This is a genomic window from Curtobacterium sp. NPDC098951 (assembly GCF_044759965.1).
Lineage (GTDB): Bacteria > Actinomycetota > Actinomycetes > Actinomycetales > Microbacteriaceae > Curtobacterium.
This window is the reverse complement of sequence record NZ_JBIWAG010000001.1, coordinates 727102-739959: the sequence shown is the minus strand read 5'-3', so window position 1 is coordinate 739959 and position 12858 is coordinate 727102. Positions and strand designations below refer to the sequence as shown.

The following is a 12858-nucleotide window of genomic DNA, read 5'->3' as shown; positions in this document are numbered from 1 at the left end:
GCGTACTGGAAACGGCTCTGTCGGAGGCCTGGAGGCACGCCCCTGTCGGTGGGTCGGCCTACGATTGGTCACATGGCAGCGGACCGTTCGGGCATGCGTGCGCCCACCACCGGCGGTCGCGCCGGGTTGGCGCAGGGGTCCGTCCCGCTCGCGGTCCGGATGCGGCCGACCAGCCTCGACGAGGTCGCCGGCCAGCAGCACCTGCTCGGCCGCGGCAGCCCCCTCGTGCAGCTCGCGACCGGCACGCGCGAGAACCCCGGCGGCGTCTCGGTGATCCTGTGGGGGCCGCCCGGTACCGGCAAGACCACCCTGGCGCAGGCCATCGCCCGGCAGTCTGGTCGCGAGTTCGTCGAGCTCTCCGCCGTGACCGCAGGCGTGAAGGACGTGCGCGAGGTCATGGAGAAGGCGCTCACCCACCGCGACCTCTACGGCTCCACCACCGTCCTGTTCCTCGACGAGATCCACCGGTTCAGCAAGGCGCAGCAGGATGCCCTGCTGCCAGGCGTCGAGAACGGCTGGGTCATCCTCATCGCGGCGACGACCGAGAATCCGTCGTTCTCGGTCATCTCGCCGCTGCTGTCCCGGTCGCTGCTGCTGACGCTCAAGCCCCTCACCGACGAGGACCTCGGCATGCTCGTCGACCGTGCCGTCGAGGACCCGCGGGGCCTCGGCGGATCGGTCGTCCTCGGTGACGAGGCTCGCAGCGCCATCGTCCGGCTCTCCTCCGGCGACGCCCGTCGCGCCCTGACCGCGCTCGAGGCCGCGGCGTCCTCCGCCGTGGCGGCGCAGGCCGACGACGATGCGGACGGCACGCTCGACGGCGTCGACACCGTCCCGGTCGTCGACGCCGACACCGTCGCGGCAGCGGTCGACCGGGCACTGCTCCGCTACGACCGCCAGGGCGACGAGCACTACGACGTGATCAGCGCCTTCATCAAGAGCGTCCGGGGGAGCGACGTCGACGCCGCACTCCACTACCTGGCGCGGATGATCGAGGCGGGGGAGGACCCTCGGTTCATCGCCAGGCGGATCATCATCTCGGCATCCGAGGACATCGGCATGGCCGACCCCCAGGCGCTGCCGATCGCGGTCGCCGCCGCACAGGCCGTCCAGCTGATCGGCATGCCCGAGGGCCGGATCCCGCTGGCCGAGGCCGTCGTCTACCTGGCGACCGCGCCGAAGTCGAACGCCGCCTACAACGGCGTGAACGCCGCGATCGCCGACGTCAAGGCCGGTCGGCTCGGGGTCGTGCCGATGCACCTCCGCGACGCCCACTACCCGGGGGCGAAGCGGCTCGGTCACGGCAAGGGCTACGTCTACTCGCACGACGCCGAGCACGGTGTCGCCGAGCAGCAGTACCTGCCCGACGCGCTCGAGGGCACCGAGTACTACACCCCGACGGCGAACGGGTTTGAGCGCGAGGTCGGCCCACGACTCGAGCGACTCCGGAAGATCACCCGCGGCGAGTAGTGACCGCGCCGAGATCCTGCTAGCATTGCCGGGCCTACGTCCTGGTCCTCGAGCACGGCTGCGTCGAGGACAGAGTGCCACTCCGGTGGTACGGGGGCAGAGGTTCGGACTGTAGCCGTCCGATCCCACAGGCTCATCCCTCTGGATCCCGTCGTCGGGGCTCGTTCCTTCCGTGTGTCTCGTTTCCCACGGTCGAGCGGTTCCCCTCGAGTCATTCAGTTCAGACAGAGAAAAGGACCCTGTGTCTACCAAGTCACGTACCCGCAGCAAGACCCGCCTCTCGCGCGCGCTCGGCATCCCGCTGACGCCGAAGGCGGCCCGTTACCTCGAGAAGCGCCCCTACGGCCCCGGTGAGCACGGCCGCACCCGCCGTCGTGCGGACAGCGACTACGCCGTCCGTCTCCGTGAGAAGCAGCGTCTGCGCGCCCAGTACGGCATCCGCGAGAAGCAGCTCCGCATCGTCTTCGAAGAGGCCCGCAAGACGAAGGGCCTGACCGGTGAGAACCTGGTCGAGCTCCTCGAGCAGCGCCTCGACGCCCTCGTGCTGCGTGCCGGCTTCGCCCGCACCACCGCGCAGGCCCGTCAGCTGATCGTGCACCGCCACATCCTCGTCGACGGCAAGCTCGTCGACCGTCCGTCCTTCCGCGTGAAGGAGGGGCAGCTCATCCACGTCAAGCAGCGCTCCGAGTCCCTCGAGCCGTTCCAGGTCGCCGCCGCCGGTGGGCACCAGGAAGTCCTGCCGAAGGTCCCGGGCTACCTCGAGGTCGAGATCGACAAGCTCCAGGCCCGCCTGGCTCGTCGTCCGAAGCGCGCCGAGGTCCCCGTGACCTGTGAAGTGCAGCTCGTCGTCGAGTACTACGCAGCTCGCTGATCCACTGATCACACCCGAACGGCGGGTCGTCCTCTCAGCAGGACGGCCCGCCGTTCGGCGTCCCCGGTCGGCACCGCCGGTAGGATCGTCTGGGCACGCACCGCTCGCGTGCGCAGAGGGAGAGGCACCGTGAAGCAGCTGTTCTTCGTCGCCGTCGGCGTCGTCATCGGGTTCGCCGTCGCGCACAAGGTCGCGAACACCCCCGGTGGTGCGCGGTTCTTCGCCGACGTGAACGCTCGCACGAAGGCCTTCACCGGCGCCGTCGCGGACGGCTACCGCTCCCGCGAGGCCGAGCTCCGCACCGACGTCTGACGTCCTCCTCGACGCACACTCTCCCGCCGAACCTGAATCAGGAAGCACCATGCAGACCGCAGAGATCCGCCGCCGTTGGCTCCAGTTCTTCGGCGACCGCGGACACACCGTCGTCCCGTCCGCCTCGCTCGTCTCGGACGACCCCTCGCTCCTGTTCACGGTCGCCGGCATGGTGCCGTTCATCCCGTACCTGACCGGACTCATCCCGGCGCCGTACCCCCGCGCCACGAGCGTGCAGAAGTGCATCCGCACGAACGACATCGAAGAGGTCGGCAAGACTCCGCGGCACGGCACGTTCTTCCAGATGAACGGCAACTTCTCGTTCGGCGACTACTTCAAGGAACAGGCGATCGAGTTCGCCTGGCAGTTCCTGACGACGCCGGAGTCCGACGGCGGCCTCGGCTTCTCGCCCGACGACCTGTGGGTCACCGTGTACGAGGACGACGACGAGGCGATCGCGTTCTGGAAGGCGCACTCCTCGCTCCCCGACGAGCGGATCCAGCGGCTCGGCAAGGACACCAACTACTGGTCGACCGGTCAGCCCGGTCCGGCGGGCCCCTGCTCGGAGATCTTCTTCGACCGCGGTCCCGAGTACGGCATCGACGGCGGTCCGGCGACCGACGACGACCGCTACGTCGAGATCTGGAACCTCGTGTTCATGCAGTACCAGATCGCCGACGTCCGCTCGAAGTACGACTTCGAGATCACCGGCGAGCTGCCGAACAAGAACATCGACACCGGCATGGGGCTCGAGCGCGTCGCCTTCATCAAGCAGGGCGTCGACAACATGTACGAGATCGACCAGGTGCGGCCGGTCCTCGACAAGGCGGCGGAGATCTCCGGGCGCCGGTACGGCGCCGTGCACGAGGACGACGTCCGGATGCGCGTGATCGCGGACCACGTCCGGTCGGCGCTCATGCTCATCGCCGACGGCGTCTCCCCGTCGAACGAGGGACGCGGGTACATCCTCCGTCGCCTGCTCCGCCGCACCGTGCGTGCGATGCGGCTCCTCGGTGTCGAGGGCGCGACGTTCCCGCAGCTGTTCCCCGAGTCCCGCGACGCCATGCGCGACGCCTACCCCGAGGTCGCGAGCGACTACGACCGGATCGCGCGCATCGCCTACGCGGAGGAGGAGACCTTCCTCCGCACGCTCGCGCAGGGCACGACGATCCTCGACGTCGCGGTCGAGCGCGCGAAGCAGGACGGTGCGCCCTCGATCGGCGGCGACACGGCGTTCCTGCTGCACGACACCTTCGGCTTCCCGATCGACCTCACCATGGAGATGGCCGAGGAAGCCGGCGTCCGGGTCGACCGCACCGCGTTCGAGACCCTGATGTCCGAGCAGCGTGCGCGGGCCAAGGCGGACGCGAAGAGCAAGAAGACCGCCCTCGCCGACCTCAGCGTCTACAGCGCGTTCCGCGCCAAGGGCGAGACGGTGTTCCTCGGCTACGACGCACTCGAGGCCGAGACGAACGTCCTCGGCATCATCGTCAGCGGCGTGAGCGTCGACCGCGCGGTCGCGGGCGACATCGCCGAGGTCATCCTCGGCGAGACCTCCCTCTACGCCGAGTCCGGTGGTCAGGACGCCGACCAGGGCTCGATCGTCGGCAACGGCTTCGACCTCGAGGTGCTCGACGTGCAGCGTCCCGTCGCCGGTCTCTGGAGCCACACCGTCCAGGTCCGCTCGGGCGAGGTCGGGGTCGGTGCACCGGCGACGACCGTCGTCGACGCCGAGTACCGCCGGGGCGCGACCCAGGCGCACTCCGCGACCCACCTCGTGAACGCGGCGCTGCGGGACATCCTCGGCCCGGAGGCACTGCAGGCCGGTTCGTACAACAAGTCGGGCTACATGCGCCTGGACTTCTCGTGGTCGCAGCCGGTGTCGCTCGAGACCCGCTCCGAGATCGAGGAGGTCGTCAACACCGCGATCCGCTCCGACCTCGAGGTCTCGACCAGGGTGCTGCCGCTCGACGAGGCGAAGTCCCTCGGTGCGCAGGCGCTCTTCGGTGAGAAGTACGGCTCCGAGGTGCGCATGGTCGACATCGGCGGCCCGTGGTCGCGTGAGCTTTGCGGTGGCACGCACGTCGCATCCAGCGCGCAGGTCGGCCTCGTCAACCTCGTGGGGGAGTCGAGCGTCGGTTCGACCAACCGTCGCGTCGAGGCGCTCGTCGGGCTCGAGGGCTTCCGTGACCTCGCGGTCGAGCGCACCATCGTGTCCCAGCTGTCGAGCGCCCTCAAGGCTCCCCGAGAGGACCTGCCCTCCCGCGTGCAGTCCCTGATGGAGGACCTGCGTCAGGCGCAGAAGCGCGTCGCCGAGTTCGAGTCGGCGAACCTGCAGCAGCGTGTCCCGGCGATCGCCCGCCAGGCGACCACGGTGGGCGCGACGACCGTGGTGGCGGAGTCCGTCCAGGGCCTGCAGTCCGGTGACGACCTGCGCGCGCTCGCGACCGGCGTCCGCGGCCAGCTCGGCGACGGCGCGGCCGTGGTCGTCCTCGGCGCGGTGATCAACGACAAGCCCGTCGTGATCGTCGCCACGAACGACGCGGCCCGCGCCGCGGGTGTGCAGGCGGGACCGCTCGCGAAGGAGGCCGCCGGCGTCCTCGGTGGCGGTGGCGGCGGCAAGCCGGACCTCGCGCAGGGCGGTGGCACCGACGCGTCGGCGCTCCCTGCGGCACTCCGCGCGGTCACCGACCGGCTCGCGGCCTGACCGTGGCGATCCGCTCCGGGCGCCGGCTCGGCGTCGACGTCGGCCGCGCCCGGATCGGGGTCGCCGTGTGCGACCGTGACGGGCTCCTCGCGACGCCCGTCGAGACGGTCGCCCGTCACGCCGCCACGGACGTCCGGCGGATCCTCGAGATCGCCCAGGAGTACGACGTCCTCGAGATCGTCGTCGGGCTGCCGCTCTCGATGTCGGGCGGGGACACCCCGTCCACGGCGGACGCCCGGGAGTTCGCGGAGCGCCTGGCGGAACACCGTCCGGTGCGCCTGGTCGACGAGCGGCTCTCGACCGTGACGGCCCAGCGCGGCCTCCACCAGGCCGGCAAGAACACGAAGAAGTCCCGCGCCGTGATCGACCAAGCGGCCGCTGTTATCATTCTGCAACACGCGCTCGACCACGAGCGTGCGGCCAGTGCCCCACCCGGGGCCACGCTCCCCTGAACCTGCGGACCATCGCAGTGCTCGCCTGAACGCGGCTGCCACACCGTCGCCCAGCACACCGAGCCCAGGCGGAGTTCCCGACCGAGAGACCCGAGGACCGTTGGCAGACGACCTGGACTGGAACGCGATCATCGCGCCCGGCAACGACGCCGAGCGGCGGAAGACGACTTCCGACCGTGCGGAGACCCCCGACCCGGACGCGACCGGTCGACCGATGTCCCGACGCGAAGCACGCGCGGCCGAAGCCGCGCGTGCAAGCGCCGACGCGGAGCCAGCGGACGCGAGCCCGGCCAGCACCGACGCGGCCGGGCCGAGCACCGACCGTCCCGACCTCGGCCGAGCCGACGTCGACCGTCGCGCCGCCGCGGCGGACGCCCCGGTGGCGTCCTCACCCGACGAACTGCACCCGGACGTGCACGCCCTCCTCACCGGGGAGCTCCGTGTCGACGACGGCCAGCGCGCCGCGGCGCGCGGGGACTCGGCTGGCGCTGCGGCCGCCGCTGCGGGCGCCGGTGGACCCGACCAGACCGGCCACGGCCCCGGAGGCGCGGGAGACGGCGGTCGCGGCGGTCGCGGTGGACGCGGGGGCGCCTCCAGGCCGCCACGCGGCCCGCGTGAACCGCGTCCGAAGCGGCGTCGCGGCCCGCTGATCGCGGGCATCGTCATCGTCGCGGTGGTCCTCGCCGTCGGGGTGTCGGCCTACGCGTTCGCGGCCCCGAAGATCCAGCAGGTGGTCGCGGCGATCAGCGGCTCCCAGGAGCCCGACGACTACTCCGGCGACGGCACCAGCAAGGTGACGATCACCATCAAGCAGGGCGACATCGGCGAGAACGTCGCCGCGACCCTGCAGCGCAGCGGGGTCGTGAAGGACTCGAAGGTCTTCTACAAGCTGCTGCTCGCGTCCCCGGACGTCCAGTTCCAGCCGGGTTCGTACTCGCTCAAGAAGAAGATGAGCTCGAAGGCGGCACTCGCGGCCCTGCAGGACAAGGACAACCGGGTCCAGGCCTCGATCGTGATCCCCGAGGGCACGGCGCTCAAGGACATCGAGGCCGGCATGGTCTCGAAGGCGGGACTCTCCGCCGCCGAGGTCTCCGCCGCCGCGAAGGACCTCAGCGCCTACGACCTGCCGTCGAACGTGACCACGCTCGAGGGGTGGCTGTTCCCGGCGACCTACCCGATCAACCCCGGGTGGACCGCCACGCAGTACTTCAAGTCGATGGTCGACACCATGAAGGAGCACCTGTCGGCGGCCGGCGTGGCCGAGGCCGACCAGGAGCACGTCATCATCTTCGCCTCGCTCGTGCAGAAGGAAGCAGGCCTCGCGGCCGACTACCCCAAGGTCGCGCGGGTCTTCCAGAACCGGCTCGACATCGACATGCCGCTGCAGTCGGACGCGACGGTCGCCTACGGCACGGGGAACACCCACCGGGTGACGACCACCGACGCCGAACGGAAGGACGCGTCGAACAGGTACAACACCTACGTGCACGACGGCCTGCCGCCGGCGCCGATCTCGAACCCGGGCGACATCGCGATCAAGGCCGTCACGAACATGGCGCAGGGCAAGTGGCTGTACTTCGTGACGGTGAACCTCGAGACCGGCGAGACGGTGTTCTCGGACACGTACGCCCAGCACCTCGTCGCCGTGGACCAGTTCCAGGCGTGGCTCCGGGCGCACCCCGACTACCAGTAGCCCGGGGGCGTCGCACGGCACCCGGGCTGTGGGAAGATGGACACCATGCTTCGTTGGTTGACTGCTGGTGAGTCCCACGGACCCGAACTGATCGCGATGCTCGAGGGCCTGCCCGCGGGTGTCCCGGTGTCGTTCGAGTCCATCCGTACCGATCTCGCGCGTCGCAAGCTCGGCTACGGCCGCGGCTCCCGCATGAAGTTCGAGCAGGACGAACTGCACGTCTCCGGTGGTGTCCGTCACGGGTACTCGCTCGGCAGCCCGATCGCGATCCGCATCGGCAACACCGAGTGGCCGAAGTGGGTCGAGGTCATGAACCCCGAGCCCGTCGAGCAGACCGACGCCTCCCGCGGTCGCAGCGCCCCGCTGACCCGACCGCGTCCCGGCCACGCCGACCTCGTCGGCATGCAGAAGTACGGCTTCGACGAGGCCCGCCCGATCCTCGAGCGCGCGAGTGCGCGCGAGACGGCCGCGCGCGTCGCCCTCGGTGCCGTGGCCAAGGCCTTCCTCGCCGAGCTCGGCATCCGCTCGGTCGCGCACACGCTGCAGGTCGGGACGGTCCGTGTCCCGGACGGCACCGCGCTGCCGATGCCCGACGACGTCGACCGCCTCGACGACGACCAGTTGCGCTGCTTCGACGCCGAGACCTCGGCCCGCATGGTCACCGAGGTCGAGGCCGCGAAGAAGGACGGCGACACCCTCGGCGGTGTCGTCGAGGTCCTGTTCTACGGCGTCCCGCCGGGGCTCGGTTCGCACGTGCAGTGGGACCGTCGCCTCGACGCCCGCCTCGCCGCGGCGATCATGGGCATCCAGGCCATCAAGGGCGTCGAGGTCGGTGACGGTTTCGCGACCGCTGCCCGCCGCGGGTCCGAGGCGCACGACGAGCTCTTCCGCGAGGACGGCGAGATCTACCGGACGTCCGACCGCGCCGGCGGCACCGAGGGCGGCATGTCCACGGGCACCGTCCTGCGTGTCCGCGCCGGCATGAAGCCGATCGCGACGGTCCCGCACGCGCTGCACACCATCGACGTCGCCACGGGTGAGGACGCCTCGGCGCACCACCAGCGGTCCGACGTGTGCGCGGTCCCCGCTGCCGGCGTCGTCGCCGAGGCCATGGTGGCGCTCGTCCTCGCCGACGCCGTCCTCGAGAAGTTCGGCGGCGACAACGTCGTCGAGACGAAGCGGAACCTCGAGGCGTACCTGGCGTCCATCCCGGAGACGCTGCGCACCCGCAGCACCGAGGCCGCCGAGCACACGCCGGCCTGGTGACGCACACACCCGAGCCGGCGACGGGTTCGCCGTCGGCCGGTCACGCGGCACCGGTCGTCATCATCGGACCGATGGGCGCCGGCAAGTCGAGCGTCGGCAAGCGCGTGGCGAAGGCCCTCGGTGTGCCCTTCACCGACACCGACCGGGCGATCGTCCGCGAGCACGGCCCGATCCCCGGGATCTTCGCGGACCGCGGCGAGCCGGCGTTCCGCGCGCTCGAGGCCGAGGCCGTGCGTGCGGCCGTCGCGCGCGGTGGCGTGATCGCCGTCGGTGGCGGCGCGGTGACGCACGTCGACACGCGCGAGGCCATGGTCGGCGCGCGCATCGTCCTCCTGACCGTCTCGCCCGAGGCGGTCGCCGACCGGATCGCCGGCAGTGACCGCCCGCTGCTGGCCGACGGCGGCATCGACGCCTGGCAGACCATCATGGACGCGCGAGCGGCGACCTACGCCGAACTCGCGCACGCGGTGTTCGACACCTCACGCCGGCCCATGTCGCACGTCGTCGACGACGTCGTCGCCTGGCTGCGGGACGGACACCGGCCGTCCACCACCGGCACCCCCACGAGCGAAGGAACAGCGTGACCGAGACGACCCAGTCCGTCCTGCCCGACGGAACCACCGAGATCCGCGTCGGCGGCGAGGACGGTTACGTCGTCGCCGTCGGCAACGGCCTGCTCGGTTCGGTGCCGGCGCTCCTCGGTCCCCGCGTCGCCAAGGTCCTCATCGTGCACGCGCCGACGCTGGGCGCCCGGGCGAACGCGCTCCGGGACCTGCTCGTCGACGCCGGCCTCGAGGCGCTCATCGCCGAGGTCCCCGACGCCGAGGGTGCCAAGCGTGTCGAGGTCGCCGCGTTCTGCTGGCAGATCATGGGGCAGTCGGACTTCACCCGCACCGACGCCGTGATCGGCCTGGGCGGCGGCGCCGTGACCGACCTCGCCGGGTTCGTCGCGGCGACCTGGCTGCGCGGGGTCCCGTACATCGCGATCCCCACGAGCGTGCTCGGCATGGTCGACGCCAGCGTCGGCGGCAAGACCGGCATCAACACGAACGAGGGCAAGAACCTCGTCGGCGCCTTCTTCGCACCCCGCGCGGTCGTCGCCGACATCGACCTCGTCGCCACCCTGCCCCGCAACGAGATCCTCACTGGCTTCGCCGAGATCGTGAAGGCCGGGTTCATCGCCGTGCCGGAGATCCTCGACGTCATCGAGGCCGACGTCGCCCGCGTCACCGACCCGACCACGCCCGAGTTCCGCCGCGTCGTGGAACTCGCGATCGCGCTGAAGGCACAGGTCGTCTCGGACGACTTCACCGAGCAGGGCCGCCGCGAGATCCTGAACTACGGCCACACCCTCGGGCACGCGATCGAGCACGCCGAGCGGTACCAGTGGCGGCACGGCGCGGCCGTCGCGGTCGGCATGGTGTTCGCCGCCGAGCTGGCGCGCCTCACCGGGCACCTCGACGACGCCACGGTCGACCGGCACCGCTCGATCCTCGAGTCCCTCGAACTGCCGACGACGTACGGCATCGGCCGCTGGGAGGGGCTGCTCGCCACGATGCGTCGTGACAAGAAGGCCCGCGCCGGCATGCTCCGGTTCATCATCCTCGACGGGGTCGGCAAGCCACTCACGCTCGAGGGACCCGAGGACCACCTGCTCTTCACCGCCTACCAGGAGGTCGGGGTCTAGCTCAGCGGAGGACGCGTCGGGTCCGTCGCCACCACCACTTCACCCGCATCGACACGGTGACGACGCCGGTCCGTTCGACCTCGTACCACTCCGCCAGGGTGGCGCCGTCGACCCACGCGTCGAGGATCGCGTCGTCCTCGTCGGTGCCGTCGAGCTTGAACTGGGGTGCGTCGGGCAGTGGACGGAAGAGCGGCATCAGTCGGCCTCCGGTTCTCGGTCGCGAACGTGCTCGAACCCGTGCCGCCGGAGTGCCCGTCGAGCGAGGTTCCGGTCGGGTTTCGGCGCCCACGGTACTTTCATCAGACGCTCGAGCACAGTTCTCGAAATGTCGTACTCCGACTGCGTCTCAGCGCGCCGGATCGCCCAGGTCAGCCGCCGCCAGGCATGGTCGCGATCGGCAGTCCGGCGGTTCTGGAACGCGCCGAACCAGCTGACGGCGGCGGCCGCGATCGCCGCGCCCGCGGCGATGAGCGCCGTGACGAGTGCTGTCTCCATGACCGCAGCCTGATGCAGTGGAGGCGAGGGGACGGCGGGCATCGGCCGACCTGTGGAGGGCGAGCCGCGCCTCCGGGCTGTGGAGGACCGGCCACGCAGGACGGGGGAGCAGACTGGGACCCGTGCCCACCCCGCCACGCCTGAGCGACCTGTCCACACCGGACGCAACCGATGCCGGGACCGTCCGGTCCCGTGCCCGCCGGTTCACCGAACTGCTCTCGATCGCCCGCCGACACGGACTCGTGCCCTTCCGTCGGCTCGACTTCTCGCACGACCCGGCGACGTCCGACCTGCGCCGCAGCCAGGCCGAGCACCTCCGCCGCGCGCTCGAGGAGGCCGGTGGCGGCTTCGTGAAGATGGGACAGCTCCTGTCGACGCGTGACGACCTGTTGCCCGAGGAGTGGACCGAGGGCCTCGCGCACCTGCAGCGGAACGTGACCCCGGCTCCCGCGGACGAGGTCACGGCGTTGCTCGAGCGCGAGCTGGGCGCACCCGTCGACCAGGTCTTCGCGGCGTTCGACCCGGTCCCGGTCGCCGCCGCGTCCATCGCGCAGGTGCACCGGGCACGTCTCGCGGACGGCACGAGCGTGGCCGTGAAGGTGCAGCGGCCCGGCATCGACCGCGCCGTGCGCCGGGACGTCGACATCGCGCTCCGCGTCGTGCGCTTCATGGCCCGCTGGTCGACCGAGGCGCGCCAGGTCGGCGTGCAGGACGTCGCCCAGCAGTACGCCGACGACCTCGTGCGCCAGGTCGACTTCAGCTCGGAGCTCCGGAACCTCGAGGCGCTGCGAGCCGCCCAGCGCCGGAGCGCACGCCCCGACGAGGTGCGGTTCCCGGACCCGTACCCGGAGCTCTCCGGTCGCCGCGTGCTCGTGATGGAGTACCTCGAGGGGGACACCCTCAGCGCCATCCGTGCCGAGCGCAGCGACCGCGACCTCGACGAGCCGATGCGGGCGATCCTCCGGGCGTTCCTGCGGCAGGTCGTGTTCGACGGCATCTACCACGGTGACCTGCACCCGGGGAACGTCCTGCTGCTGCCCGACGGCCGCCCCGCCCTGATCGACTTCGGGTCGGTGGGACGGCTCGATCCCGGTCTGCGCGACGTCGTGCAGGAGCTCCTCGCCGCCTACATCCAGGACGACACCTCGCGGATCGCCGACGCGGTCCTGCGGATGGCCCCGGTCCGCGACGCCCAGGACGAACCGGACTTCCGCCGGGACATCGCGCGCTTCGTCGCGGACGAGCTCGGCCCCGGGGCGCGGATCGGCGTCGAGACGGTCGACGACGCAGTCGCGGTCTTCGGGCGGTACCGGCTCAAGGCGCCACCGGACTTCGTCGCCGCGGCGCGCGCCCTGGCGATCTTCGAGGGGACGCTCCGCACCCTCGCGCCCTCGTTCGACCTGCTCGAGGAGTCACGGGGTCTCGCCTCCGAGCAGATCCGCGACCAGCTGCGTCCCGGCAAGATCCGCGACCTGGCCGTCCGCGAGCTGTTCGGCGCCGTCTCGGCCGTCCGTCGGCTCCCGCGGCGGGTCGACCGCATCGGCGAGGCGATCGAGACCGGGAAGCTCTCGGTCAACATCCGGCTGTTCTCGGACCGCCGTGACCGACGCACGCTGAACGGTGTCGTCCGTCGTGTGCTGCTCGTGCTGCTCGGCGCCGGCGCCGGCGTGCTGTCGCTCGTCTACCTCACCCTGCCGGCCCGCCCGACCGCGGTCATCTCGACGGGGGTCGCCGGCGGGCTGCTCGGGGGAGCGGCGGTGGTGCTGCTCGTCTGGGCGGCCGTCGACGCGATCCGGGCGCGACGGCGGGAGTGACCCACGGCGGGCTCCAGCGCACCCGCGCGGGGGCCCGCCGACCGGTCCGCTACACTCGTCCGGGACCCAGCGCGGTCCGCAGACCTTCACA

At 71.4% G+C, this 12858-nt stretch carries 12 protein-coding genes; 10 read left to right on the top strand and 2 right to left on the bottom strand.

Translation table 11 applies throughout. The features are described from left to right. Window positions 1-93: 93 nt before the first annotated feature. The 9 genes from ACIQUC_RS03470 (at window position 94) to aroB (ending at window position 10458) form a co-directional block, all read left to right on the top strand. A complete protein-coding gene (locus tag ACIQUC_RS03470; RefSeq protein ID WP_031261054.1) occupies window positions 94-1470 on the top strand; it encodes a replication-associated recombination protein A in 1377 nt (458 codons plus the stop codon). A gap of 241 nt (window positions 1471-1711) precedes the next feature. Further along, window positions 1712-2341, top strand: a complete 630-nt coding sequence (gene rpsD, locus ACIQUC_RS03465) for a 30S ribosomal protein S4 (protein ID WP_022905490.1) — start codon at window positions 1712-1714, stop codon at window positions 2339-2341. 129 nt (window positions 2342-2470) lie between these two features. Beyond that, a complete protein-coding gene (locus ACIQUC_RS03460; protein ID WP_022905491.1) occupies window positions 2471-2653 on the top strand; it encodes a hypothetical protein in 183 nt (60 codons plus the stop codon). A 49-nt stretch (window positions 2654-2702) separates the two neighbouring features. Continuing rightward, on the top strand, window positions 2703-5360 hold the full coding sequence (alaS, locus tag ACIQUC_RS03455) for an alanine--tRNA ligase (RefSeq protein WP_402263237.1): 2658 nt from the start codon (window positions 2703-2705) through the stop codon (window positions 5358-5360). Window positions 5361-5368: 8 nt separating this feature from the next. Beyond that, window positions 5369-5812, top strand: coding sequence for a Holliday junction resolvase RuvX (gene ruvX / locus ACIQUC_RS03450; RefSeq protein ID WP_031263196.1), 444 nt, complete (start codon window positions 5369-5371; stop codon window positions 5810-5812). Window positions 5813-5912: 100 nt separating this feature from the next. Beyond that, window positions 5913-7505, top strand: coding sequence for an endolytic transglycosylase MltG (gene mltG / locus ACIQUC_RS03445; protein ID WP_402263234.1), 1593 nt, complete (start codon window positions 5913-5915; stop codon window positions 7503-7505). 45 nt (window positions 7506-7550) lie between these two features. Further along, on the top strand, window positions 7551-8771 hold the full coding sequence (gene aroC / locus ACIQUC_RS03440) for a chorismate synthase (protein WP_402263231.1): 1221 nt from the start codon (window positions 7551-7553) through the stop codon (window positions 8769-8771). Beyond that, a complete protein-coding gene (locus ACIQUC_RS03435) occupies window positions 8768-9355 on the top strand; it encodes a shikimate kinase (protein ID WP_402263228.1) in 588 nt (195 codons plus the stop codon). Before aroC ends, ACIQUC_RS03435 begins: the two co-directional genes overlap by 4 nt. A gap of 20 nt (window positions 9356-9375) precedes the next feature. Beyond that, entirely contained in the window at window positions 9376-10458 is a 1083-nt protein-coding gene (aroB, locus tag ACIQUC_RS03430; protein WP_402263829.1) for a 3-dehydroquinate synthase, read from the top strand. A 1-nt stretch (window position 10459) separates the two neighbouring features. On the opposite strand, the gene ACIQUC_RS03425 is transcribed toward aroB, so the two are convergent. Beyond that, on the bottom strand, window positions 10460-10654 hold the full coding sequence (locus tag ACIQUC_RS03425; RefSeq protein WP_022908381.1) for a hypothetical protein: 195 nt from the start codon (window positions 10652-10654) through the stop codon (window positions 10460-10462). After that, on the bottom strand, window positions 10654-10953 hold the full coding sequence (locus ACIQUC_RS03420; RefSeq protein ID WP_402263225.1) for a hypothetical protein: 300 nt from the start codon (window positions 10951-10953) through the stop codon (window positions 10654-10656). The genes ACIQUC_RS03425 and ACIQUC_RS03420 overlap by 1 nt, the downstream gene beginning before the upstream one ends. Before the next feature lie 122 nt (window positions 10954-11075). Here ACIQUC_RS03420 and ACIQUC_RS03415 point away from each other — a divergent pair, with 122 nt between their 5' ends. After that, window positions 11076-12767 (top strand): ABC1 kinase family protein, encoded by a 1692-nt coding sequence (locus ACIQUC_RS03415; RefSeq protein ID WP_402263223.1) that lies wholly within the window; start codon window positions 11076-11078, stop codon window positions 12765-12767. The last annotated feature ends 91 nt before the right edge of the window (window positions 12768-12858 follow it).